Source organism: Thermococcus atlanticus (assembly GCF_054657855.1).
On record NZ_BAAHXX010000001.1, the window covers coordinates 1,896,989 to 1,918,435 of the forward strand.

Below are 21,447 nucleotides of genomic sequence, written 5' to 3' on the forward strand. Positions count from 1 at the left end.
TGAACATGACAGGACTGGAACAGGCGGTCATCGAATTCTTCAGGGGCATGGGGCTGGTGAACCTGACGCCTGGAAACATCATAATGATAATCGTGGGCCTGACACTGGTTTATCTCGCGGTTAAATACCAGATGGAGCCCCTCCTGCTCCTCCCAATCGGCATAAGCGCCGTGCTCGTCAACATTCCCAACTCCCATCTGGTCAACTGGCCAATGGTTGGGCCAATTCCTCAGGGGGTTTCTCCGGGACTCTTTGACCTGATTTACAGATACCTTATCTCGACCGAAATCGTTCCCCTGCTGATATTCTTCGGACTTGGGGCCATGACGGACTTCGGGCCCATGATCGCAGACCCGAAGACGGCTTTGCTCGGAGCTGCTGCCCAGATCGGTGTTTTTATCGCAATGCTAACAGCGGTATTGCTTGGCTTCACGCTCCCGCAGGCCGCATCAATAGGAATTATCGGCGGCGCCGACGGTCCGACGACGATTTACCTGACGACAAAGCTCGCCCCGGAGATACTGCCGGCTACGGCCGTTTCGGCATACTCCTACATGAGCCTCGTCCCCCTCATCCAGCCTCCGGTCATTAAAGCCCTGACCAGCAGGGAGGAGAGGAAAATCAGAATGGAGCAGCTCAGGCCTGTTTCAAAGAGGGAGAAGATACTCTTCCCGATAGCGGCGATGATAATCATAGGCCTCCTGGTTCCCTCGGCAGCCCCGCTGGTCGGCATGCTCATGATAGGAAACCTCTTCAGGGAAAGCGGTGTCGTTGAGAGGCTGAGCAAGGCGGCGAGGGAAGAACTGATGAACATCGTCACAATATTCCTCGGCCTCGGTGTGGGCTCAACTATGAGGGCAGACTACTTCCTGAAGCTCCAGACCCTCGAAATCCTGGCCCTCGGCATAGTGGCCTTTGCAACAGCCACTGCGGGAGGTGTGCTGCTCGGAAAGGTCATGATGAAGCTCAGCGGCGGCAAGATAAACCCGATGATAGGAGCGGCGGGAGTTTCGGCCGTGCCAATGAGCGCAAGAGTGGTGCAGAAGATGGCCAGCGATGAGGATCCGGGGAACTTCATCCTCATGCACGCGATGGGCCCGAACGTTGCCGGGGTTATCGGAACCGCAGTGGCGGCAGGGGTTTTACTTTCAGCCCTTGGCTGATCCGGATTCATTTTTGGCCCATCTCCATGTTTATATTTTTAAACCTGAGCATTATCGGGCTACCCCAAGGCCCGCCCGGGGCGTGTCTAAAACTATCGATATTTGTATGGTTTCGGGACAGACCTCCTCCCCTTTGCGGGGGAGATTTGCGGGTTCATAACCTACTCCCGTTACCGGTTTCAGCTCAGCCCGCAGGCCCGGTCTAAGGCCAATTACCCCTACGCGGGGTTATTGTTCAGAGGCCACCCTTAGAGTTTTGACCGCCCAACGGCGGTTTTTGAAAGGACGCCTAACGGCGTCAACCACTCCACATTGGAGTGGTAACGTGACATCCCCGCTGTGAACGGCGAGGCTTTCAAAAGAAAAATGTAAAGTCGCTGGAAGATGCACCCAAACAGGCAAAAGACTTCAAGCACTCACGAAACAATCCCAACTTTTAGACATGCCCTGCCGTCTGAAAAGCTTAAATACTATGAGTGCAGTTTAGTTTAGGACGGTGGTGAAAGTGAAGGTTAAGACACTGATGACCCGTGACCCTGTGGTTGTGGAGCTGCCCGCAACGAGGAGCTATGCCCTGGAGGTCTTTAAGAAGTATAAGGTGAGGTCTTTCCCTGTAATAAACAGAAAAACCAGGGAGCTTGTCGGGATAATAAGTATAAAACGGCTTCTCGTCAATCCTGACGAGGATCAGCTTGCCATGCTGGTTAAAAGGGATGTGCCCCTGGTAAAACCGGACGATGACCTGAAAAAGGCTGTTAGAACGATGCTCGAAAGGGATTACAGGCGGGTAATTGTCGTTGACGAAGAGAAGAGGGTCGTTGGAATCCTGACGGTTGGGGACATAATACGGCGTTATCTCGCAAAGAATGAGAAGATGAAGGGCATCACCATAGAGGATTACTACCAGAGAAATGTGGGCGTGATATGGAAGGGAACGCCGCTCAAGGCCGCACTGAAAGCCCTGCTGCTATGCAATGCAATGGCGATTCCTGTCATAGATGACGATGGAAATCTCGTGGGCATGGTTGATGAGACCGACCTCCTGAAGGACAGCGAGATTGTGAGGGTCATGAAGAGCACGGCATTGTCAGCATCGAGCGAGGAGGAGTGGATACTTGAAAGCAATCCAACACTTCTCTTTGAGAAAGCGGAACTCCAGCTGCCCAAGAAACCTGTGGAGGCCATAATGAACCCCGACCTGATAATAGCAACGCCCCACATGAGCATATATGAGGTTGCCCAGAAGATGTCAAAATACCACATAGAGCAGCTGCCCGTAATCAGAGGGGAAGGCGATCTCGTCGGAATAGTAAGGGACATGGATCTGATAAAGGTCATAGTGAACAGAAGATGAAAACCCTCTCCCTATCTTTTATCGGTTTTGGGAATGTCGGCAGGAGCGTTGCGAGGGTTCTGCTGGATAAAAAGCAGTTTTTTAAAGAGAGATACGGGATAGAGTTTAAAACCGTCAGCATAACCGATTCTTCCGCAACCGTATGGGACGAGGAGATAGACCTGAGAGAGGCTCTCATGGTGAAGGAAAACCTCGGCTCCCTCTCAAAATGGACCAACGATTATGAGGTCTTTGATCTAAAGCCGATTGATGTCGTCAGGGAGGTGGAGAGCGATATTGTCATAGACGTTACAAACGACCTTAACGCCCATGTCTGGCACCTGCAGGCCCTGAGAGAAGGGAGAAGCATCGTGACATCAAACAAGCCTCCCTTAGCCTTCCACTACAGGGAGCTGATGCATGAGGCGGATAGGAGAGGACTCAGCTATAAATTTGAGGCAACTGTAATGGCCGGGACGCCGATAATAACCCTCCTCCAGGAGTCTCTGAAGGGAGACCGCATAGAGAGGATAGAAGGCGTGTTCAATGGGACGACCACATTTATCCTCAGCCGGATGGAGCGGGGCGAAAGTTTTGAGGAAGCACTCAGAAAAGCACAGGAACTCGGCATAGCGGAGAGAGACCCGTCAGGGGACATCAATGGCGTGGATGCAGGTTACAAGGCGACAATCCTCCACTGTGTTGCTTTTGAACCCATAACCCTCGAGGATGTCATTCTCAAGGGAATAGGAGGTATAACCCGCAGGGAGGTTATGGAAGCCAGAGGGCGGGGGAACACAATAAGACTCGTGGCGAAAATTGAGAAAGGGAATGTAATTGTGGAGCCCAGGGAAATCCCCAGAAACAGCCCGCTGGCGGTTGCTGAAACACAGAACGCGGCAGTTATAAAAACTGATCTCCTCGGAGAGCTGCTCCTTAGAGGGGCCGGAGCGGGATTAAAAGAGACTGCCAGCGGTGTTGTTAGCGATATGATCAGGGCATCTAAAATTTGAATCGGGCTTATCCCAGCGGCATCCAGAGCTTAAACCCAGAAACTGAAACTAAAACCAAAACCAAAAATTTATAATCCCGCCGGATTTATCTCAGCCGGTGAAGCCATGGAGCACATCATAGCCCTCCACCAGGTCTACGGAGAGCTCATATTCAGGGGCTTAAAATCCGTTGAAATCAGAAAGGCCAGGGCCTTCAGCGAGGGGGACACCGTCTTTCTATACATTGCCAGGGGAAACCCCCACACCCTCAGGGAGACCATGAGAAGGCTGGGCTTAAGCGAAGAGCACACACTGACGCAGAGGGGGACAATAGCAGGTGGCTTTGAGGTGGGTGAGGTAATAGAGGCCGATGTGGAGACTCTCTGGGAGCTGACAAAGGAGAGGAGCGGGCTGGCGTTTGTCCACGGCGAGGAAAGGGGAAAGAAATGGCTTCTGGAATATATCAGGGACACGGGCTACGCCTTCACGATAGAGAGACCTTTCCTCTTCAGGGAGCCCGTAACGAGGGATTACATGAAGGAGAAATACGGGGTTCGTGTTGAGGGGATAATACACCTTTCAAGCAGGACAAGAAAAACATGGGTTAGAAATCTGATAGGAGAGCTTATGGGCAGAGAGGCAATTTACCTTTAGGGGGATAACCGAGGCAGTTTAGCCCTCCTCAGGCTCATAAACTATATACGGCCCCGTGCTCAGCTTTTTGATTTCCTCCTTTGTCAGAAGCCTGCTCTTCACCTTCTCACCTATAAGTGCGCTGTTGCCGAAGGGATCCATTATCCTCACAGTCAGAGATTTTCTGCCTCCCCTAACATCCTCTATATAAGCCAGGAGCTCATCCACCTTTCTGACAGCCTCTTCCTCCCCGTCCTGTTCCTTGAAGTCCCTCGTCATCAGAAGGGTCTCCCTCACCCTCTCAAGGACGCCCTCTATGTTGGTTATAAAGCCCTCAGCCGCAGGGCCGGGCTCTATCCTTACCCCTATTTCCTCCAGCTCTATGGTTCCGCTCTTGCTCCTCACGACCCTGATGAAGAGGTCCCTCTCATCTTCAACCTTTACGGTGTAGAGCTTCGGCTCCCTCTCCTCAAGCATCATGACATCCGCATTTCTGTAACCGCATTTTTCACATATTATGGTTGATTCCATGACCTTCCCGAAGTAGGGAATTTCATGAACATGATTTATTGCCTTCAGGCTGTTCTTAGCACCGCAAATCGGACAGTCCCCGAGGGAAATTTCCTGAATCCCTGTCATTTCCACCACCGAAGAATAGAAAAAGTCAATGCTTTATAAATGCATGGTTCACATGGTGCCAGAAAAAGCTTCAGAAAAAGAAAGGAATCACCTAACTATCTTGATGTCGTTGGGAGTTACGAGCAGCTTCACCTCATACTTGCATATCTTGGCCGCCTGTCCCCCGAGCGCACTGACTATTCCCTTTATCTGCTCCGCAACCTTTGCGAGGACTTCAGGTTTGGCCTCAAGGGGTGTTAAGTCCACGAGAACTATGTTGCCGTTCTGGAGCTCCTCGGAAATCAGCTCAAGGTCAGAATAGCTTGTTACCACAATTTTCTTGATGTGTCTTATTTCAGGCTTTACGAGCTCCTTGGCGAGAACATCCTCCTCCAGAGGAATAACATCAACGTCAGTTCTGTGAGCACCGCCCTGAACTTCCTTTTTGATAGGAGTAAGAGGTTTTTTCCTTGGCTTCTCCTTTTTCGTAATGCTATCAAACAGACCCATCTCATTCCCCCCAGTTAACCATAATGCTGAATTATTTTGCACATTGGTGTTTATATTTCTTTCTGAAAACATAGGGGCAGCAGCCAGAATAAAAGAACAAAAAGGGTTAATCCTTCACAGCATCGAGGAGGACGGCCCGGATTTCCTCCGCCTTTTTAAGTGCAACATCGACGGCATACATGACCTCCTCAAGCTTGAAGCTTCCTCCTTCGCTCTTCTGAACTGCGGATATGTAGCCGTTTTCATCCGTGGTTATCGTTATCTTGCCGTCCATGACGTGCTCTTCTTCAAGGTTCGGGTCGACAAGTATTGTGCTCCCTATCTTTGCAAATGTTACGGGTATGGGTATTCTCCTGACAGGGAGGGGCTCATATTCGTCCAGAACCTGAACCTCCCCGCTCTCCTCATCGTACTGCACCTTAGGTATCTTCGTCGTCATCAGTGCGGCTATGGCGCCGATTCCGGCAGCGTCTACAAGGTTTCCGTCATGGTCCAAGACATGCACATCCACGAATATTACCCTGACGAGCTTCCCGGGAACAATAACGAGCTTCTCAAGCTCAACGGCCTGGCTCTCCCTGATTCCCCTGTCCACAACACGGGCGAGCTCTATGGCATTCTCATCCGGAGGCCCGGGTTCAAACGTTGGTGAAGCCAGCGGGACGAGCTCTATGTTGGTCGTCATAACACCTCTCTCGGGCAGGTCGGGGAATGGCTCACCCATGTCAACCTTGATTCCAACGAGAACTTGCGTGTTTCCGAGCCTGACCCATGCCGAGCCCTCAGCCTTCTCGATCACATTTGTCTTTATCTCAACATCCCTGTATTCTTCAAGTCCTCTGCCGTCGACCCTCTTGCCTTCCTTGAGGAGCTCGATGATGTGATCCCTCATAATTGATGCCATAACCTCCATTTTCACTCACCTACCTCCTGGGCTATCCTGAGATATTTATCCCTGAGCGCCTCCCTCTGCTTCTGATAGACCGCCTTGGCACCCTTTATGGCGAGCTTGATGGCCTCGTTGAACTCCTCCTTTGTCAGGTATCCATCCATCTGAAGAAGGGTTATGTCGTTCTTGAGGGGCATTATTGCAACAGGGACATCAGCCTCCCCGTAGTTGTCCTCCTCCTTGTTCAGGTCAAGGACTATCTCGCCCTCAATCTTGCCTGCGGCGCATGCGGCAACGAGGTCTTTCATCGGGATTCCCGCATCAGCCAATGCAAGGGATGCCGCTGCAATGCCCGCCACCCTCGTCCCTGCATCTGCCTGGAGAACCTCAATGAACACATCCACCGCAGTCCTCGGGAAGAGCTGCAGGATGAGGGCTGGCTCAAGGGCCCCCCTTATGACCTTGCTGATCTCCACGCTTCTCCTGTCAGGCCCGGGCTTTTTCCTCTCCTCCACGCTGAATGGAGCCATGTTGTACCTAACACGGAGTATCGCCCTGTCAGGTCTCTGGAGGTGCTTCGGATGAATTTCCCTCGGACCGTAAACGGCAGCCAGAATTTTGTTCTTCCCCCACTCCACGTAAGCAGAACCATCAGCATTTTTTAATACCCCAACTTCCATATGAATCTTCCTGAGTTCATACTTCTTTCTGCCATCTATCCTGTAACCATTTTCATCGAGCAGTACAATATCCTCGGGCTTTCCCATCATCTTCCTCCACCTTCCTCAAACTTGGGTACTTCTTCAATAACCCCCTGCTCCTTCAGCTCGTTCAGTCTTTCAAGGAGAAAAGCCTTGACCCTGTCGGTCAGTCCCTGGGTGTGGCTTTCCCTGTTGACCTTCAGGATTGCCTCAATTGCGAGCTTCTCAAGCTCCTCCTTCTTTCCGTTCACCCATACCCAGCCGTTCTGTCCAACTATTATCCTCGTATTCGTTAGCTTTTTGATCATGTTTATCATTGATCCTCCCTTGCCTATGAGGCGGGGCACCTTTGAGGGGGTAATCTCGACTATCTGGCCTCCCCTCAGCGGCCCGCCGTTGAATGGCATGCCCCTCGTTGTGAGGTCTATTTGATTCACCTCGTTGAACGCCTTCACCCGGGCATAGATTATGTCCCCGATATCGAATATCTTCCTGAGGTCCGTCTTTACGAGGTCTATCTTCTCCTCAACGGCATCCTGAACCCTCAGTCCAGCTTGATAGGGTGCCCCTATGTCCACTGTCCAGTTTGAGAACCTGACGTCAATAATCTTCCCTATTACGTTGTCCCCGACTTCGGGGATATAAGGGCCTTCAAGGGGTATTACCCTGATAAAGTCGTTTCTAACCTCAACAAGTCCTACCACCGTTGAATAAACCCTGTTTCCTTCCTTGAAAGTCCCTCTTCCGTTTTTGAATGGCCCCTGGGCCAAAAGCGTTCCTGGAACCACCAAATCCCGATTTTTTACAAAAACCCTTCTCATAGTCCCTTCCTCTCTACAAGTTTAGTTACAACATTGCCCCTGGTAAGGGCATTAAGCTTTTCATAAAATTCCTCCTCAACACCACCGGGAATTTCAATAAGGAACATCCATGAGCCGTCGCTGGCCCATTCCTCCCGCTTTATGTTTCCGAACTTCCTGACCTCACCGTATGCCCTGCCAACGTAATCTCCCGGTATCTTAACGGCTATTACCTTCATTTCGATTTTAAGCGGAAGCAGCCTCCTCAGACTTTTAATTATGGGAGGCACCTGGGCTTCGGCATCCCTGAATATGTCAACATGAACCCCTGCTTCCTCCATTGCACGGAGAATTCTATCAACAGGATGGGGATAGCCCGTTCTCGGGTCAACAGCATGCCTGTGGATTATTGTCGCAATCTGCCTCTTCTTGTCCTCAAGCATCTCCCTTCTCTGCTGCTGGGTGAGCTGCACCTCACCTTTTTTCAGTATTATCTTCGCAACTTCATAGGGGTCGCTTGTGCCAAAAATCTTCTCCATCTCATGCTCGCTGGCCTTATCACCCTTGTGAGCGTCCTTAAAAACATAGGGTGCCGCAAGAATCTCCTCAATCTCCACTTCCCTGCCCTCTTTGTAGTCCCTGGCAAGATAGGGGTCGACGAGTATCTCAAACGTCTCGCCATGTGTCTTCAACCGAGCTATCACTGCTTTGTCGACGCTGATTGGCATCCCCATCACCTCAGTAGTGGCTGTCAAGTTCGCTGTAGTCCTCGCCCTTTTCCTCGACTTCCTCCCTCTCCATCTCCGCCAGAGCCTTTTCCAGACAGCTGGCAACCTCTTCACTGCTTATCTTTTTGAATTTCTTGTCTTTCACGGTTATTACCGCCACCTCGATGTTCTCGGGGGACGGTGTTTCCATGGTCTTTGCAAGGGCAAACACTGCAAGCCTGATGGCATCGTCCAGACCCATATCATCCCTGTATTTCTCCTCAAAGATTGCCATTGCGGTGTTTCTGCCGCTGCCTATTGCAACGGCCTTCCACTCAAAGTAAGCTCCGCTTGGATCGGTCTCAAAGAGCTCGGGCTTTTCATTGACGCCCGCCATGAGCAGAGCGGCACCGAAGGGCCTCACACCGCCGTACTGGGTGTGGGCCTGCTTGAGGTCGCATATCTTCTTCACCAGAACGGTGAGCGGAACGGGTTCGCCGTAGGTCAGACGGTAGATTTGAGCCTCCAGGCGAGCTCTATCAACGAGAACCCTTGCATCCGCTATTATGCCGCTCGATGCAGCCGCTATATGGTCGTCTATCTGAAAGATTTTTTCATAGCTTTCGGGTTCAATCAAACGGCTCGTTACCCTCTTTTCTACAGCCAGAACAACACCCTCCGCACACTTAACCCCGACGGCAGTTGCACCCCTCTTAACAGCCTCTCTTGCATACTGCACCTGGAAAAGCCTGCCATCAGGGCTGAAGACCGTTATGGCCCTGTCATAACCTGCCTGCGGTGGTACAAACGCCATTTTACATCACCTCATAAGTTATCGTAATTAATCCTAATTTCCGTACTTCCTTTATATACCCTCCGCTATTAAAATCTTGAGGGGCACTAATTAAGTTTTTCTATCCTTCCCCCAATACTGCTGGTATAACTGCAGTGTGCCCGGTTCCTGCTTTCTTTTGGATCATTGCCCAACAGTACTCACCCCCTCCGATCACACTCAGGGCATCTCCCTGAACGCCAGGAGTGCCATCCTGTGGGAAATCCGCCGGGCCATTTCAAGGGGCAGAAATGCCAGCAGAAATATAACAACGGCGAGGATATAAGACGCAACTGGGGGGAACGGTTTGAATATCATCAGAAGGAAGGCTATGAGCATCAGTATCAAGCCAATCCTCATGTATTTCATGTACTCCCTCTTAAGCACCTCTATTCTTTCCTCGCTCTCCATCCCATCACCATCAGATTTTTATCCCGAAGGGCATTTAAGATTTTGGTGTTCCAGATGAAGTGTCCATTCTGCGAGCCGGAGGAAGAGCTTCTGCTCTATGAAAACTCCCTGATCCGAATCCTGATTGATTCATATCCAGCCGGCAGAGGGCATCTCCTGATCGTTCCAAGGAGGCATGTGGAAAGCTGGGAAGAGCTCAGGGAGGATGAAAAGACCGCCCTTCTGAAGGGTGCCGAAATCGCCATGAAAAATCTCGGAGAAGCCCTGAATCCCGACGGCTTCAACATCGGCATCAACCTCGGAAAGGCGGCGGGACAGAGCGTCCCCCACATTCACCTCCACGTGATTCCCCGCTACGAAAACGACTGCCGTTTCCCACGGGGAGGCATCAGAAAGGCTGTTCTCGACATGAAGGACGAGAATTTGAGCCTAAAGGAAAGGTGGGAGAGGAACAGGATGAATGGGGACGAAATCAAAAGGTTGAAATCCCTATTCAGCAATATCTAGAACCTCTGCTTTCTGAAACTCCACGATTTTCCCGGGTTTAATCCTTATGAGCCTGTCTATCCTTCCGCCGCCCCCTATGACAACATCCCTCTCAAGAACACGCCTATCCACCACTGTTCTTACCGGAACGCCGACCGGAGGGACTCCGCCCACCGCGTAGCCGGTTATCGCCTTCACCTCGGCAGGCTTTGCCATCCTCACATTCCCAAAGAGCTTTTCAAGTTTTTTCAGACTTGCCCTCGATTCCCCATCAACTATGACGAGGAGCGGGCCATCATCCGCGATAAAGAGCAGGGATTTGATTACATGTGAGGGTTTTACACCGAGGAGCCTCTCAACCTGTGAAACGCTTTTAACTTCTTTCCCGACATATATTATCCCACCTCCCAGCTCTTTTGCTATTTCCTCCACCAGAACGGTGTTCACTGGATACTTTTTCTCGTTCTTCCTCAGCTTTCTCTCCACAGCACCATCAAGGTCTATGCCAAGTTCGTGGGCGAGGAGGGCAAGGTAGATAACCACATCGGCCATTTCGTCTGCTATCGCTTCTCTTTTGCCCGGGTCTTTAACGGCCTCAACTATCTCCCCATTTGTTTTCCACTGAAAGTGCTCCAGCAGCTCTCCAAGCTCCACGGCAAGGGAAATGGCAAGATTCTTAGGCGTATGGTATTTCCCCCATCTCCGCTCCTCCCTGAATTTAAGGGCCCTTTCCGAAAGCTCCCTAAAATTCATGAGCCCTCATCTCCTTCATGGTCCTCAGATACCTCAGAAGCTCCCTAAATTCCTCCTCCGAGAAGATTCCTTCGGCAGTTTCTCCAGGCTCGAACCTGACGAGGTACTCCCTGATCTTCTTCAGCCTGTCCAGCTCATCTTCAAGCTCCAGAGAGCGCTGAGCGAATTCCCAGCTCGTGTAGGGGCTCTCAAAGACCCGCTGCTGGCTTGATACAATGGCAATCTTAACATTCGCTATGGCCTCATCCACCATCTCAATAAGCTCCTTAATCAGCATCTTTATGCACCGATGGTTTAAATACAGCAAATTATTTAAAGATTGAGGCCCAAGCAACAACGGTGATGAGTATGGATTTTGATCTGTTCATGGAGAGGTATGGCTACAAAATTCTGCTGGCTGTTTTTGTCGGAGTGGCCATAGTAGTCGTTGGAATCCCCATAATCGGCTTTATCCTCTCAGTGAGGACGATGGGATACGTTGGAGGGGCAATGCTGATAGCGGTTCTGGTCTATGCCCTCGTTGTCAACAGAAGGGTTATGGATGCATATGCAGAGGCCCATGGCAAATACTTCTACGACCCGAAGTACGGAAAGAAAAGATAATCCGATTCTTTTAAAATCAAATCCGCCAAGCATAGAAAATTCTTCGGTTTTATTCAGGGTATTCTGGAATAGGACTTTTTAACATCCTTGACAAATACTCTCCGGTGGTGCATGTTGGAAGGTGCTGACGTTTATTCTGGTACGGGCATCATGAAAACCAGAAAGCGTGAGAAAAAGCTTCTCATGGGAAACGAGGCCATAGCTTACGGAGCATTGGAGAGCGGAGTTGTCTTCGCCACAGGCTATCCCGGGACACCCTCAACCGAGGTCATAGAGACGATAGCACATCTCAAGCCTGAAGTATTCGCCGAGTGGGCTCCCAACGAGAAAGTGGCTCTGGAGGAAGCGGCCGGTGTTGCCTACACGGGGCTTAGAGCCCTCGTCACGATGAAGTGCGTTGGCCTTAACGTGGCAGCAGACCCGCTTATGAGTTTAGCTTATTCCGGCGTTGAGGGAGGACTGGTTATTCTCGTCGCCGATGACCCCGGGCCGCACACTTCCCAGACCGAGCAGGACGACCGCTACTACGGCAAGCTCTCCCTTTTGCCTGTTCTTGAGCCGGCTGATCCTCAGGAGGCTCACGACCTCATAAAGTACGCCTACGAACTGAGCGAGCGCTACAAGGTTCCGGTCATCTTCAGAACTACCACGAGGGTCAACCATACGACGGCAGATGTGGAAGTTGGCGAGTTCGTAGAGCTTGACAGAAAGCCGGTCTTCAAGAAGGACATCGAGCGCTACGTCAGAGCGAGCATGGAGGGCAACAGAAAACGCCATAAGTGGCTCAACGAAACGCTGGCGAGGATAGAGGAGGAGTTTAACGGCATGCCTTTCAACTGGGTTGAGGGAGAGGGAAGGATAGGAATAATCGTCGAGGGGGCGCCCTACAACTACGTGCGCGAGGTTCTGCCAAAGACAAAGGAAGATTTCAAAGTGCTCAAGCTCTCAACACCCCACCCGCTCCCGAGAAAGCTGGTCGTCGACTTCCTGAAGGGGGTTGACCTCGCGATAGTAATCGAGGACGGTGCCCCGTTCCTTGAGGAGGAGGTCAAGATAGCCGCCTACGAGGCCGGGCTGAACGTTCCAATCTACGGCAAGAGAACCGGCCACTTCCCGCTTGAAGGTGAGCTGACGCCTTCCCTTGTAAGGAACGCCCTTCTGAGGCTCATAGGAGAGGAAGGGGAGAGCTATGAAAAGCCGGAGGAAGTAAAGCTGGCAGAAAGCCTCGCCCCGAAGAGGCCGCCGGTGATGTGTCCTGGCTGTCCGCACAGGGGCTCATACAGGGCAGCGCTCGACGCTTTAAGGGAGCTCAAGCTGGGCCGCTATTCCGTCCCGATACACGGGGACATAGGCTGCTACGCACTGTCGCTCCTCCCGCCGCTTGAGGCCATCTGGACGGAATACGTCATGGGTGCAAGTATAAGCCTAGCGAACGGCCAGAGCGTGGCTCTTAAAAAGAAGGTGATAGCCACCATCGGTGACTCAACATTCTTCCACAACGGAATCCAGCCGCTGGTCGATGCCGTCTACAAGAACCTGAACGTTCTGGTCATGATACTCGACAACAGAACCACCGCAATGACCGGCCACCAGCCCCACCCCGGAACCGGAGGCAGCGAAACCGGCAGGAGATTCAACGAGATTGACATCGAGGCGCTCGTCAAGGCTCTCGGAGTGAAGTACGTTAAGACCGTTGACCCCTACGACCTCAAGGCCACGAGGGAGGCCATCAAAGAGGCCATGAAGATTGAAGGGCCGGCGGTAATAATAGCGAAGCAGGAGTGCGTCATCCCGGTCATAAGGCGCGGCGAGATAGGTGAGATACCGCTCGTCGTCGAAGAGAAGTGCACCGGCTGCAAAGCCTGCATCCTCTTAACCGGCTGTCCTGCTCTCGTTTACGACCCGGAGACGAACAGGGTGAAGATAGACAGCCTCCTCTGTACCGGCTGCGGCGTCTGCAACCAGCTCTGCCCGTTCGATGTGATAAAGTTCCCGAGCGAGCTGGAGAAGGGGGCTTAGTCCAACCCTCCTTTTCCTTTCCCGCAACCCTTAAATATTACCAATTTGGTAATATACTTGGTGGGTAATATGTTCTACAACAGGGAACGTGAGCTTAAAAAGCTCAACGAGGTGTATTCTTTCCCCGGTTCAAGCCTCTTCGTCATCTACGGCAGGCGAAGGGTCGGAAAGACTGCCTTGGCCAAGGAGTTCCTGAGTGATAAGCTTGGCCTCTACTTCTTCGTGGGGGAGAAGGATGAGGCGCTCCTCCTTGAGGAGTACGCCCGTGAGGTAGAGGAGAGGCTTTCCGATTACCTCCCTTCGTACGTGAGGCCGGGCTTCAAATCCCTTGAGGAGCTGGTTGAGTTCCTTCTCGAGTTCTCGCGCGAGAGAAAGCTCGTGGTGGTCTTCGACGAGTTTCAGAACTTCAGGACCGTTAAGCCATCTTTCTTCTCCTCTCTTCAGAGGCTCTGGGACGAAAAAAAGGACGGCTCCAATCTCATGTTCATTGCGATAGGCTCGTACGTCGGCATGATTAAACGCATCTTCATGGACAGAAAGGAACCCCTCTTCGGCAGGGTCGATGAATGGATAAAGCTCAGGCCCTTTGACTTCTGGACTGCCTTCGACTTCGTGCGCTCGCTGGTCGATATAAACCCAAGGGACTTCGTTGGGCTCTACTCTGCCCTGGGGGGAATGCCAAGGTATCTCCTCTACGTCCCGCACTACTACCGCGGGGACTCGGTTGAGGCTCTCGGGGGGCTTTTCTTCGACGAGTTCGCCCCGCTCAGGGAAGAGGGTCTGAACGTTCTCAAGCTTGAGTTCGGCAGGTTCTACAGGGCCTACTTTTCAATCCTCGAAGCGATCAGCCTCGGCTACGTTACGCCCAAGGAGATAAGCGACAAAACGGGCATGAAGTTACTGACGGTTGGCAAGTACCTCAGCGAGCTGACCAATCACTACGAGTACCTGACGAGGGAAGTACCCGTTACCGAGAACCCGCTGAAGACGAGGAAAGTGGCCTACAGGATAAGCGACGAGTTCTTCAACTTCTGGTTCAGGTTTATTTATCATAACTACACGGCCCTTGAGGAAGACCCTGTGAGGGTCTTTGAGCGCTTTAGAGCGGAGTTCTCCCCCTTCGTGGGCGGAGCCTACGAGAGAATAGCGAAGGAATTCGTGAAAAAGCTAGACCTCGGCTTTAAACCGGAGCGCGTTGGCAGGTGGTGGCACAAGGGAGAGGAGATAGACGTGGTCGCCTACGACAGGGAGAACATCGTCCTCTTTGAGGTCAAATGGAAGAACGTGAGCCTGAAGGACGCGAGGAGGATTCTGAAAGCCCTTGGGAGAAAGGCAAAACTCCTGCCCCTGAGGGGAAACTACAGGTTCGGTATCATAGCGAGGGAGCTTGAGGGTAAAGACGAGCTCAGGGGAGAGGGCTTCCTTGCCTTTGACCTCGATGACGTCATTCGTCAACGTCCTCCCACTCCCTCTGCATCTCAAGGATCATAATGAGCTTACGAGGGCCCCGATAAACGACACGATAAAGTTCCCGAGCGAGCTGGAGAAGGGGGCTTAGCCCCTCATTCTTTCCAAACTTCAAGCACCATGAAGCGCCTCACGAACGGGTTCGGATACAGCTCCCAGCCGATTCCCTCCGTTTTTGCCTCGATTTCCCCGAAGAGGCCGCCCTCGCGGGGGTCAAGGCTCTCGCCATGGATTTTCCCGGGACGAATCTCCACCGTCATGTACCTCGGCAGACCGACTATGGCCTTTCCGTTTTCCCTTGCGTACTCAACCGCCCACTTTGCGGTGTAGATGCCTGAGTAGATCTCCGCTATCCTCACCGGGACGCTCGACTTGCCGATGGCTATTATCTCTATCCCCGTCTCCTCCCAGAACTTTTTAGCCAGCGGCTGAAGATCCTTCGCCAAATCCTTCCACACCTCTTTGCCCCGATCGGTTATGGTCAAGGCATCTATCGTCGGCTCGTCCAGCTTTCTGACCTCTATTCCTCCGATGGTGGAATCGAGGTGTATCACATCAGGCTTTACCTTTCTCGCGAGCTCAACCGCCAGAAAAGCCTCCTCCCGAACGGCCTGCCTTCCGCTCATGTCGTAGTTGAACGGGTCAGCGTACTTAACGACGCTCAGAGTTGCCGTCCTGTACGGCTTCTTCACGAGAACCGCGGCGGTGGCTATCAGACCCACCGGATTGTACTCCTCATCCAGCAGCGCTCCTCCTGTATCAGCGGCGACTATCCTCATCTGAACCACCCGGTAAGGAGCAATTACCCAAATAGATTTATCCCGATTATATTCAGGTGATTGCATGAACAGCTCAAGGAAGGTATTATATGAAGCTTTGGGTGCGTATATTGATGACCTGTCCAGCGCCCTTTACCTCGGAACTGCAAGAGGGGAGATTTCCATATCAAACGGGAATGGAAAACACCTCATGACGCCCTCCGGGAAGTCCATGCCCTTAATTGACATCTTTTACCGAGATGGAAGCCTTGAATTCGTGGCATTCTGGACAGGAAATGGCAAAACCCGGGCATGCAGGCTGAAAGCCGCCCTCTCGAAGACCAGCGTCGAATACAGATCAGGAAGAATAGTAATGGAAATCGAACCGCATGGCTCGCTCAATGGGAGTGCGGAGGTTGTTCTGCTGGCAGGCAGGGGATTTGCAAACACCATCAAACGCACAATCTCCGAGGGTGAGGGGTTATAAAAGCCCTCCATTGAATAAACCCCTCAAATCATAGAATATATCTTTTCCAAGTCAGCTCTCAGTGCCCTGAGGGCTTCGGGAGGAATCTCATCCTGAACCGCGGCATGCTTTTCGATGATGCTGTATATGTCAGGATACCTGCTCCTCAGCACTCCAACAGCCGCCCCCGCAGGCAGGAGCATCCCCAGGTCCCTGTACACAAGATAAACGCTGATGGCATAGAGCGCCTCCATATAGGATTTAAATGCCAGTCTGCTTTTGTTCTCCTCAGATAATCTGTCTCCGGCATTTATATACTCCCTTATCCTCTCAATGAGTTCATTCTCCATGGGGGATCACTTCGCATATTTTATAAAACAAGGAGTTAATAAGTCTGTCGTATGAAGCCCGAGACCATAGCATGGACAGCATTCATCGGACTTGTGCTGTATACAAGCTGGAAAGTCGTTGAGCCTTTAGTAACATCCATCTTTTTTGGCATTATCACAGCATATGCCGTGTATCCACTCCACAGGAAGCTTTCGCAGAAAAGAGGGCACAAAAATTCCGCGCTGCTTATAACATCCATTCTGCTCATGCTGGGGGCACTCCTGACAGTGGAGCTGGTGCTTATCTTCGGAAAGCTGGTCACCTCATTCTACGGAGATTTTGCCGCACTTGCGGAATGGGCCAGAGGTTTCCCCTTTCCCATGGGGATATCCCGGGTGGTAAACAGCTTTTTTAACCAGCTTGGCCCGAACATCTCAAAATACATTTCGGCCCAGGCTTTTTCCCTCCCCTCCTACCTCCTGCAGCTCGTGGTGTTCTTCTTCGTTTTATACTACTCCCTGCTTTATTCCCGCGAGATCAGAAGGCAGATAGAGTCCCTCTTTCCGCGGAAGCATGCAGAGCTCGGTGAAAAGATAATCAGCAGTGTCGACATAACGCTCCACGCATTGATAAGGGCGTGGCTTTTTCTGAATATAGCCAAGGGCTTTTTAATGACCCTCGGGTTTCTGATTTTTGGGGTCTCTGATATCTACACCGCAATCATAGCAGGGCTTCTGACAATCATATTCAGTTTCGTGCCCCTCCTCGAAGGCTGGATGTTTTGGGTCGGGGCGGCTATATACTTTTACAAAATGGGTGCTCTCTGGAAGGCCATCGGCATCTCCATCTATGGGGCTGTTCTGGTTTCTCCCCTGCCCGATTATACTATAAGACCTGTTCTCGTGGCAAAGGAAGCCAAGCTCGATGAAACAATAGTGTTCCTCGGAATGGTTGGCGGCATCTGGGCATTTGGGGTGAAGGGAGTACTGATTGGCCCGATTGTCCTGAACGTTACGCTAACGTTGTTGAGGGAGTGGAAGGAAATCACAAAAGCCCGGACTTCAGCAGTTTAACACCCCTCCCCTCAAGCTCCCTTAAAGCTTTCTCTTCATCCTCAGGATTTATCCCCTTAACTGCATCAAGAAGCAGGTAAACCTCAAAACCGTGTTTTACGGCATCAAGAGCCGTGGCCCTCACACAGTATTCGGTTGCAACCCCGCAGATGTAGACCCGCTTAACTCCGCGTTTTTTAAGCAGCTCCGCCAGCTCCGTTCCTTCGAAGCCGGAGTATGCCTCCTTATCCGGTTCGGTGGCCTTTGAGATTATCACGGCATCTGCAGGCAGTTCAACGACAAACTCCGCTCCTCTCGTCCCCTGAACGCAGTGTTTTGGCCACGGGCCGCCCTGCTCCCTGAAGCTAACGTGGTTCTCCGGATGCCAGTCCCTCGTGGCCACCACAAGTGCGCCCCTCTCCTCAAACCTCCTGATGTACTCATTGCATTTTGGGATTACACTGTCCCCCTCAGGGACAGGTAAAGCCCCCCCAGGCATAAAATCCCTCTGCATGTCAACAACTATCAGCGCCTCCATATTCACACCTCCAGTCTGTCCTTGAATCGGGACATATCAATCCCCTTATCCATGCCAAACAGATAAACAAGTATTTTTTCATCAAGCTCCCCATAACGCTCCCTCAGTTTTCCCGCCTCCTCAAGGACATCCTCCGCACTCCACCCGAGCACTCTGGCTATATATGAGGCCATTTCATCCCTCAGGCATTCCCTTTTTTCCTCACCCTCAAGAAGCTCCTCGTTAATAACCAGAACTCCATTTCTTTCCTCAATCACCCCGCTTTTGAGTCCCCTCTCAATGAGCTCCTTCGCTGATTTAACATCCATAAGCTTGAGGGTGAAAACGAGTATGCCTATCAGCTCCTGTTTGTTGAACTCATTCGAGCCCTTGTAGAGAATCGCATTTCTCAGGGATTTCACCAAGCTCACCACATAAAATTAGGCAAAGGAAATAAAAAAGCTTTACTAAGCTCCAGGCCCTCCTCCCTCGCTCCAGTAGAACAGGGCAAAGGGGAAGTCAAATATCTGCCTGAGCCTGTCCGAGGGTGACCGCGGGAAGTACATGTATGCAGTGTGCACACCCACCACCCTGTTGCCCTTCATATCGTAGATATAAAGCTTCACAACCGGCAGGAAGGGATAACCCTGAATGACGACAGTCTGGTCGACGTTCTTTATCAGCAGTCCCTCCCTCTCAGATGCCTCAAGCTTGTAGCCCTTCAGCAGCCCGAATTTGGGGACACCAAACCGCTTGAGTCCGTCAATATCAAAGGTGTATTTTGTGTTGCCTGCAAAGTCATCAACAACACCGCCCCCCGTGAGGTGTGTGCCGCTGAATGTGAATGAATATGAGGAGAGATAGTAGTCGGTGAGCTTGAATGTTGCAAATGACCATATCATGAGGCCTATCAGGAGCCACGGAAGAAACTTCTTCAAAAACGGCACCACGCCGGGCTTCATGTCGACCCACACGAATCTCTTCTTCATCAGAAACTTCCTGTTGATGTATGCTCCGTAGAGTATCAGGGCAATCGCTCCAACGTAATACAGGAACAGCATGAGGAGGTAAGCACCGTAATCCGGAGTGTGTTCAAAATACACCATGCCTCTCACCACTGGAAGTTTGAAAGAAGGTTTAAAAGTTTTACCATAATGTAAATGTTTATATCCCCCGCGGACATATTTATTCCCGGTGGTGTATTATGGAGCAGAGGACGCATGTATTAGCATCCAGGAGACTCGTCGGAGAACCCGCGAAGATTGAGGATGGCAAAGCAGAGGTCGAGCTTTTAACTACAGAGGAGATGGCAGTTGATGAATACGGACTTGTGCACGGTGGTTTTACCTTCGGGCTGGCGGATTATGCGGCAATGCTGGCAGTGAATGAGCCAACGGTTGTTTTAGGAAAGGCCGAGGTGAAATTCCTGAAGCCCGTGAAGGCCGGAGAGAAGCTAATCGCAAGGGCCGAAGTAACCGAAGACCTCGGAAAGAAGAAGCTCGTGAAGGCCGAGGTCTTCAACGAGAGAGATGAGAAGGTCTTTGACGGAACGTTCCACTGCTATGTGCTGGAGAGGCATGTCCTTGAATGATTTCCGCAACTTTTTTATAGCATGATATCGCATCCCGATATCGGTGTTCGATATGAAATATCACGAATTCCTGATGCTCCACACACTCCACCATGCGGAGAAGGGCCCTGTAACAGGGGCGTTTATGATGAAAGAGCTCAGAAACCACGGATACAGAATAAGCCCCGGCACGATATATCCCCTCCTGCATGAGATGGAGGAAAAAGGGCTGCTGAAAAGCAGGCAGGAAGTGAGGAATGGAAAACGGGTCAGGATTTATGAGATAACCGAAAAGGGGAGAATCGCGCTGGAGGATGGAAGGAGAAGGGTTGAGGAGCTCTGCAGGGAACTCCTGGAGGGATGAGTGGTGGAAGAAAGGGAACGTAAAATTCTCGGAATAAGCTGGAACGTTTTTCTCCTTGGAGTAGTTAGCTTTTTGAATGATATGAGCAGCGAGATGATAATGCCGGTCATGCCGGGTTATCTGAGGGATGTCCTCGGCACTGGAAAGCTTCTGAGCGGTTCAATAATGGGAGCAATAGAGAGCCTGAGCTCCCTGTTTAAGGTCGCCTTTGGATACATAAGCGACAGGTTCAGGAGAAGAAAAGCCTTTGTCCTGATCGGATATGCCCTCTCAACGGTGTCAAAGGCTGGTCTGGCATTCACCCGTTTCTGGTGGGATTTCCTAGGTCTGAGGGTTCTGGACAGGATAGGAAAAGGTATAAGAACCGCACCGAGAGATGCGCTGATAGCCGAGTCAAGCGAGAGGGGAAAAACCGGAAAGTCCTTCGGCTTCCACCGGATGATGGATACCCTCGGTGCCGTTGCGGGCCCTCTGGTCGCCATAGGACTTCTGGAGCTCCTCAAAAATCTCCCCTCAAAAAGCATATACAGGTATATATTCCTCCTCTCGGCGCTTCCGGGCGTTCTCTCGCTCTTCGTCATAGTGCTCTTCGTGAGGGACAGAGGAACCAATGTGAAGAAAAAGATCAGGGGCATCTCGGCCCTGAAGGACAGAAACCTGAGGCTTTTCCTTCTCGTAATTGCTATTGGAGCCCTGGGAAGATACAGCTATGCATTCACAATATGGAAGGCCCAGTCCCTCGGCTACTCAATTGTCCAGAGCATAGGCTTCTATGCCCTTTTCAATGCTATCTATGCCCTCTCGGCGTATCCCTTCGGCCTGTATTCGGACAGATTTGGAAAGAAGAGGATGATAACCATTGGCTTCGGTGTGGCGACGCTTGCGGCTTTAACATTCGCCTATGCCCGGAATCTGGCAACACTCATGGCAGCATTCATCCTCTACGGATTATACATCGCAATAGAGGACACAGTCCCGAGGGCATACATGGCCGACCTCGCAAGGGAATTCGAGAAGGGAACGGTGATAGGGGCATACCACACGGTTTTCGGGGTTTTTGTATTTCCCGCATCCCTCATAGCGGGATGGCTGTGGCAGGCATACAGCATAAACTATGCGTTCCTCTATGCAGCGGCCATGAGCGCCACAGCAATGGTCCTGATGACGCTCGTGAGGGAGTGAGCTTTCCTTTTTAAACTTAAAATTTCCGATTTTCCGATATAAAGATTATAAAATATGAAGGTCATGCGCGGAGCTTTTCAAGCTCCTCCCTGCCGATGATAAGAGGCCGCTCCGCCTCTATAACATAACTAACTTCCCATGAAACTTCCCCTTTGTTCATGGCCTCAGCATACTGTTTTGCCAGTTCCCCGGCTTCCTCAAGGGAAGAAGCTTCAACAATTCTCCTGACATACCACTTCATATTCCCATACCTGAGTTTGAATTCAGCGAGATACATGCCCATCACCGCAG

Annotated in this window: 29 protein-coding genes; 13 read left to right on the top strand and 16 right to left on the bottom strand. The window is 51.4% G+C overall.

The features are described from left to right. Positions 1-5: 5 nt before the first annotated feature. The 4 genes from ACYQ27_RS10270 (at position 6) to ACYQ27_RS10285 (ending at position 4,142) form a co-directional block, all read left to right on the top strand. Complete coding sequence (locus ACYQ27_RS10270; protein WP_456452682.1) at positions 6-1,163, top strand: sodium ion-translocating decarboxylase subunit beta; 1,158 nt, start codon at positions 6-8, stop codon at positions 1,161-1,163. 505 nt (positions 1,164-1,668) lie between these two features. Continuing rightward, positions 1,669-2,517 carry a CBS domain-containing high hydrostatic pressure regulator HhpR gene (gene hhpR, locus ACYQ27_RS10275; protein WP_456453501.1) on the top strand — a complete coding sequence of 283 codons (849 nt, stop codon included), beginning with the start codon at positions 1,669-1,671 and terminating at the stop codon, positions 2,515-2,517. Further along, entirely contained in the window at positions 2,514-3,509 is a 996-nt protein-coding gene (locus tag ACYQ27_RS10280; protein WP_460041590.1) for a homoserine dehydrogenase, read from the top strand. The genes hhpR and ACYQ27_RS10280 overlap by 4 nt, the downstream gene beginning before the upstream one ends. Positions 3,510-3,614: 105 nt before the next feature. Beyond that, entirely contained in the window at positions 3,615-4,142 is a 528-nt protein-coding gene (locus tag ACYQ27_RS10285; protein WP_456453496.1) for an ASCH domain-containing protein, read from the top strand. Between the two features lie 18 nt (positions 4,143-4,160). Here ACYQ27_RS10285 and ACYQ27_RS10290 read toward each other — a convergent pair whose 3' ends face one another. The 8 genes from ACYQ27_RS10290 to ACYQ27_RS10325 form a co-directional block, all read right to left on the bottom strand. Continuing rightward, positions 4,161-4,760, bottom strand: coding sequence for a ZPR1 zinc finger domain-containing protein (locus ACYQ27_RS10290; RefSeq protein ID WP_456394703.1), 600 nt, complete (start codon positions 4,758-4,760; stop codon positions 4,161-4,163). An 87-nt stretch (positions 4,761-4,847) separates the two neighbouring features. Beyond that, the gene (locus ACYQ27_RS10295) at positions 4,848-5,249 is read right to left on the bottom strand and encodes a cell division protein SepF (protein ID WP_456394680.1); all 402 of its coding nucleotides are present in this window, start codon (positions 5,247-5,249) and stop codon (positions 4,848-4,850) included. A 106-nt stretch (positions 5,250-5,355) separates the two neighbouring features. After that, on the bottom strand, positions 5,356-6,162 hold the full coding sequence (gene rrp42 / locus ACYQ27_RS10300) for an exosome complex protein Rrp42 (protein WP_456394679.1): 807 nt from the start codon (positions 6,160-6,162) through the stop codon (positions 5,356-5,358). Between the two features lie 2 nt (positions 6,163-6,164). Next, on the bottom strand, positions 6,165-6,908 hold the full coding sequence (gene rrp41, locus ACYQ27_RS10305) for an exosome complex exonuclease Rrp41 (RefSeq protein WP_456394678.1): 744 nt from the start codon (positions 6,906-6,908) through the stop codon (positions 6,165-6,167). Further along, positions 6,905-7,660 (bottom strand): exosome complex RNA-binding protein Rrp4, encoded by a 756-nt coding sequence (gene rrp4 / locus ACYQ27_RS10310; protein WP_456394677.1) that lies wholly within the window; start codon positions 7,658-7,660, stop codon positions 6,905-6,907. The genes rrp41 and rrp4 overlap by 4 nt, the downstream gene beginning before the upstream one ends. Continuing rightward, positions 7,657-8,367, bottom strand: a complete 711-nt coding sequence (locus ACYQ27_RS10315; RefSeq protein ID WP_456453500.1) for a ribosome assembly factor SBDS — start codon at positions 8,365-8,367, stop codon at positions 7,657-7,659. The genes rrp4 and ACYQ27_RS10315 overlap by 4 nt, the downstream gene beginning before the upstream one ends. Positions 8,368-8,377: 10 nt before the next feature. Then, complete coding sequence (gene psmA, locus ACYQ27_RS10320) at positions 8,378-9,160, bottom strand: archaeal proteasome endopeptidase complex subunit alpha (protein WP_456394676.1); 783 nt, start codon at positions 9,158-9,160, stop codon at positions 8,378-8,380. A 198-nt stretch (positions 9,161-9,358) separates the two neighbouring features. Next, a complete protein-coding gene (locus ACYQ27_RS10325) occupies positions 9,359-9,589 on the bottom strand; it encodes a DUF202 domain-containing protein (protein ID WP_460041591.1) in 231 nt (76 codons plus the stop codon). A 54-nt stretch (positions 9,590-9,643) separates the two neighbouring features. On the opposite strand from ACYQ27_RS10325, the gene ACYQ27_RS10330 reads away from it, so the two are divergent. After that, positions 9,644-10,096 carry an HIT family protein gene (locus ACYQ27_RS10330; RefSeq protein ID WP_456453499.1) on the top strand — a complete coding sequence of 151 codons (453 nt, stop codon included), beginning with the start codon at positions 9,644-9,646 and terminating at the stop codon, positions 10,094-10,096. On the opposite strand, the gene ACYQ27_RS10335 is transcribed toward ACYQ27_RS10330, so the two are convergent. Continuing rightward, positions 10,079-10,828, bottom strand: a complete 750-nt coding sequence (locus ACYQ27_RS10335; RefSeq protein ID WP_460041592.1) for a YbaK/EbsC family protein — start codon at positions 10,826-10,828, stop codon at positions 10,079-10,081. The genes ACYQ27_RS10330 and ACYQ27_RS10335 overlap by 18 nt on opposite strands. Further along, positions 10,818-11,105, bottom strand: a complete 288-nt coding sequence (locus tag ACYQ27_RS10340; RefSeq protein WP_456453492.1) for a hypothetical protein — start codon at positions 11,103-11,105, stop codon at positions 10,818-10,820. The genes ACYQ27_RS10335 and ACYQ27_RS10340 overlap by 11 nt, the downstream gene beginning before the upstream one ends. A gap of 65 nt (positions 11,106-11,170) precedes the next feature. On the opposite strand from ACYQ27_RS10340, the gene ACYQ27_RS10345 reads away from it, so the two are divergent. The 3 genes from ACYQ27_RS10345 to ACYQ27_RS10355 all read left to right on the top strand — a co-directional run bounded on the left by ACYQ27_RS10345 (position 11,171) and on the right by ACYQ27_RS10355 (position 14,941). Beyond that, positions 11,171-11,431 (top strand): hypothetical protein, encoded by a 261-nt coding sequence (locus tag ACYQ27_RS10345; RefSeq protein ID WP_456453498.1) that lies wholly within the window; start codon positions 11,171-11,173, stop codon positions 11,429-11,431. Between the two features lie 111 nt (positions 11,432-11,542). Then, positions 11,543-13,450, top strand: coding sequence for an indolepyruvate ferredoxin oxidoreductase subunit alpha (gene iorA / locus ACYQ27_RS10350; RefSeq protein WP_460041593.1), 1,908 nt, complete (start codon positions 11,543-11,545; stop codon positions 13,448-13,450). A gap of 69 nt (positions 13,451-13,519) precedes the next feature. Beyond that, a complete protein-coding gene (locus tag ACYQ27_RS10355; RefSeq protein WP_460041866.1) occupies positions 13,520-14,941 on the top strand; it encodes an ATP-binding protein in 1,422 nt (473 codons plus the stop codon). Between the two features lie 71 nt (positions 14,942-15,012). Here ACYQ27_RS10355 and ACYQ27_RS10360 read toward each other — a convergent pair whose 3' ends face one another. Further along, positions 15,013-15,696, bottom strand: coding sequence for a DUF4152 family protein (locus ACYQ27_RS10360; protein ID WP_460041594.1), 684 nt, complete (start codon positions 15,694-15,696; stop codon positions 15,013-15,015). A gap of 64 nt (positions 15,697-15,760) precedes the next feature. Between ACYQ27_RS10360 and ACYQ27_RS10365 the strand changes: the two genes are divergently transcribed. After that, on the top strand, positions 15,761-16,162 hold the full coding sequence (locus ACYQ27_RS10365) for a hypothetical protein (protein ID WP_460041595.1): 402 nt from the start codon (positions 15,761-15,763) through the stop codon (positions 16,160-16,162). A 23-nt stretch (positions 16,163-16,185) separates the two neighbouring features. Here the strand turns inward: ACYQ27_RS10365 and ACYQ27_RS10370 are convergent, their stop codons facing one another. Beyond that, positions 16,186-16,491, bottom strand: coding sequence for a hypothetical protein (locus ACYQ27_RS10370; protein WP_456453487.1), 306 nt, complete (start codon positions 16,489-16,491; stop codon positions 16,186-16,188). A 51-nt stretch (positions 16,492-16,542) separates the two neighbouring features. Here ACYQ27_RS10370 and ACYQ27_RS10375 point away from each other — a divergent pair, with 51 nt between their 5' ends. Further along, positions 16,543-17,544, top strand: coding sequence for an AI-2E family transporter (locus ACYQ27_RS10375; RefSeq protein ID WP_456453488.1), 1,002 nt, complete (start codon positions 16,543-16,545; stop codon positions 17,542-17,544). On the opposite strand, the gene ACYQ27_RS10380 is transcribed toward ACYQ27_RS10375, so the two are convergent. Genes ACYQ27_RS10380 through ACYQ27_RS10390 form a run of 3 tightly spaced genes read right to left on the bottom strand, consistent with a single transcriptional unit; the run spans position 17,516 to position 19,146 of the window. Then, entirely contained in the window at positions 17,516-18,061 is a 546-nt protein-coding gene (locus ACYQ27_RS10380) for a nicotinamidase (RefSeq protein WP_456394838.1), read from the bottom strand. The two genes, ACYQ27_RS10375 and ACYQ27_RS10380, sit on opposite strands and share 29 nt — an antisense overlap. A gap of 2 nt (positions 18,062-18,063) precedes the next feature. After that, positions 18,064-18,471: a DUF2240 family protein gene (locus tag ACYQ27_RS10385; protein WP_456453489.1), complete on the bottom strand. Its 408-nt coding sequence runs from the start codon at positions 18,469-18,471 to the stop codon at positions 18,064-18,066. Positions 18,472-18,507: 36 nt separating this feature from the next. Continuing rightward, a complete protein-coding gene (locus ACYQ27_RS10390) occupies positions 18,508-19,146 on the bottom strand; it encodes a hypothetical protein (RefSeq protein ID WP_460041867.1) in 639 nt (212 codons plus the stop codon). 98 nt (positions 19,147-19,244) lie between these two features. Here ACYQ27_RS10390 and ACYQ27_RS10395 point away from each other — a divergent pair, with 98 nt between their 5' ends. Genes ACYQ27_RS10395 through ACYQ27_RS10405 form a run of 3 tightly spaced genes read left to right on the top strand, consistent with a single transcriptional unit; the run spans position 19,245 to position 21,156 of the window. After that, positions 19,245-19,631: a PaaI family thioesterase gene (locus tag ACYQ27_RS10395; RefSeq protein ID WP_456453490.1), complete on the top strand. Its 387-nt coding sequence runs from the start codon at positions 19,245-19,247 to the stop codon at positions 19,629-19,631. 52 nt (positions 19,632-19,683) lie between these two features. Then, complete coding sequence (locus ACYQ27_RS10400; protein WP_460041868.1) at positions 19,684-19,974, top strand: PadR family transcriptional regulator; 291 nt, start codon at positions 19,684-19,686, stop codon at positions 19,972-19,974. A gap of 3 nt (positions 19,975-19,977) precedes the next feature. Further along, positions 19,978-21,156 (top strand): MFS transporter, encoded by a 1,179-nt coding sequence (locus tag ACYQ27_RS10405; RefSeq protein WP_456394835.1) that lies wholly within the window; start codon positions 19,978-19,980, stop codon positions 21,154-21,156. Between the two features lie 61 nt (positions 21,157-21,217). On the opposite strand, the gene ACYQ27_RS10410 is transcribed toward ACYQ27_RS10405, so the two are convergent. Further along, entirely contained in the window at positions 21,218-21,433 is a 216-nt protein-coding gene (locus ACYQ27_RS10410; RefSeq protein WP_456394843.1) for a hypothetical protein, read from the bottom strand. Between the last annotated feature and the right edge of the window lie 14 nt (positions 21,434-21,447).

What these genes read in the sequence shown, in the direction of transcription:
- ACYQ27_RS10370 (WP_456453487.1), bottom strand. Translation starts at nt 16,491, where the DNA reads ATGGAGAATGAACTCATTGAGAGGATAAGGGAGTATATAAATGCCGGA.
- ACYQ27_RS10345 (WP_456453498.1), top strand. Translation starts at nt 11,171, where the DNA reads ATGAGTATGGATTTTGATCTGTTCATGGAGAGGTATGGCTACAAAATT.
- ACYQ27_RS10270 (WP_456452682.1), top strand. Translation starts at nt 6, where the DNA reads ATGACAGGACTGGAACAGGCGGTCATCGAATTCTTCAGGGGCATGGGG.
- ACYQ27_RS10400 (WP_460041868.1), top strand. Translation starts at nt 19,684, where the DNA reads ATGAAATATCACGAATTCCTGATGCTCCACACACTCCACCATGCGGAG.
- ACYQ27_RS10390 (WP_460041867.1), bottom strand. Translation starts at nt 19,146, where the DNA reads ATGGTGTATTTTGAACACACTCCGGATTACGGTGCTTACCTCCTCATG.
- ACYQ27_RS10315 (WP_456453500.1), bottom strand. Translation starts at nt 8,367, where the DNA reads ATGCCAATCAGCGTCGACAAAGCAGTGATAGCTCGGTTGAAGACACAT.
- ACYQ27_RS10335 (WP_460041592.1), bottom strand. Translation starts at nt 10,828, where the DNA reads ATGAATTTTAGGGAGCTTTCGGAAAGGGCCCTTAAATTCAGGGAGGAG.
- ACYQ27_RS10325 (WP_460041591.1), bottom strand. Translation starts at nt 9,589, where the DNA reads ATGGAGAGCGAGGAAAGAATAGAGGTGCTTAAGAGGGAGTACATGAAA.
- ACYQ27_RS10375 (WP_456453488.1), top strand. Translation starts at nt 16,543, where the DNA reads ATGAAGCCCGAGACCATAGCATGGACAGCATTCATCGGACTTGTGCTG.
- ACYQ27_RS10285 (WP_456453496.1), top strand. Translation starts at nt 3,615, where the DNA reads ATGGAGCACATCATAGCCCTCCACCAGGTCTACGGAGAGCTCATATTC.
- ACYQ27_RS10330 (WP_456453499.1), top strand. Translation starts at nt 9,644, where the DNA reads ATGAAGTGTCCATTCTGCGAGCCGGAGGAAGAGCTTCTGCTCTATGAA.
- iorA (WP_460041593.1), top strand. Translation starts at nt 11,543, where the DNA reads ATGTTGGAAGGTGCTGACGTTTATTCTGGTACGGGCATCATGAAAACC.
- ACYQ27_RS10365 (WP_460041595.1), top strand. Translation starts at nt 15,761, where the DNA reads ATGAACAGCTCAAGGAAGGTATTATATGAAGCTTTGGGTGCGTATATT.
- rrp4 (WP_456394677.1), bottom strand. Translation starts at nt 7,660, where the DNA reads ATGAGAAGGGTTTTTGTAAAAAATCGGGATTTGGTGGTTCCAGGAACG.
- ACYQ27_RS10410 (WP_456394843.1), bottom strand. Translation starts at nt 21,433, where the DNA reads ATGTATCTCGCTGAATTCAAACTCAGGTATGGGAATATGAAGTGGTAT.
- ACYQ27_RS10360 (WP_460041594.1), bottom strand. Translation starts at nt 15,696, where the DNA reads ATGAGGATAGTCGCCGCTGATACAGGAGGAGCGCTGCTGGATGAGGAG.
- ACYQ27_RS10280 (WP_460041590.1), top strand. Translation starts at nt 2,514, where the DNA reads ATGAAAACCCTCTCCCTATCTTTTATCGGTTTTGGGAATGTCGGCAGG.
- rrp42 (WP_456394679.1), bottom strand. Translation starts at nt 6,162, where the DNA reads ATGGAGGTTATGGCATCAATTATGAGGGATCACATCATCGAGCTCCTC.
- psmA (WP_456394676.1), bottom strand. Translation starts at nt 9,160, where the DNA reads ATGGCGTTTGTACCACCGCAGGCAGGTTATGACAGGGCCATAACGGTC.
- ACYQ27_RS10355 (WP_460041866.1), top strand. Translation starts at nt 13,520, where the DNA reads ATGTTCTACAACAGGGAACGTGAGCTTAAAAAGCTCAACGAGGTGTAT.
- ACYQ27_RS10380 (WP_456394838.1), bottom strand. Translation starts at nt 18,061, where the DNA reads ATGGAGGCGCTGATAGTTGTTGACATGCAGAGGGATTTTATGCCTGGG.
- rrp41 (WP_456394678.1), bottom strand. Translation starts at nt 6,908, where the DNA reads ATGATGGGAAAGCCCGAGGATATTGTACTGCTCGATGAAAATGGTTAC.
- ACYQ27_RS10290 (WP_456394703.1), bottom strand. Translation starts at nt 4,760, where the DNA reads ATGACAGGGATTCAGGAAATTTCCCTCGGGGACTGTCCGATTTGCGGT.
- ACYQ27_RS10395 (WP_456453490.1), top strand. Translation starts at nt 19,245, where the DNA reads ATGGAGCAGAGGACGCATGTATTAGCATCCAGGAGACTCGTCGGAGAA.
- ACYQ27_RS10340 (WP_456453492.1), bottom strand. Translation starts at nt 11,105, where the DNA reads ATGCTGATTAAGGAGCTTATTGAGATGGTGGATGAGGCCATAGCGAAT.
- ACYQ27_RS10295 (WP_456394680.1), bottom strand. Translation starts at nt 5,249, where the DNA reads ATGGGTCTGTTTGATAGCATTACGAAAAAGGAGAAGCCAAGGAAAAAA.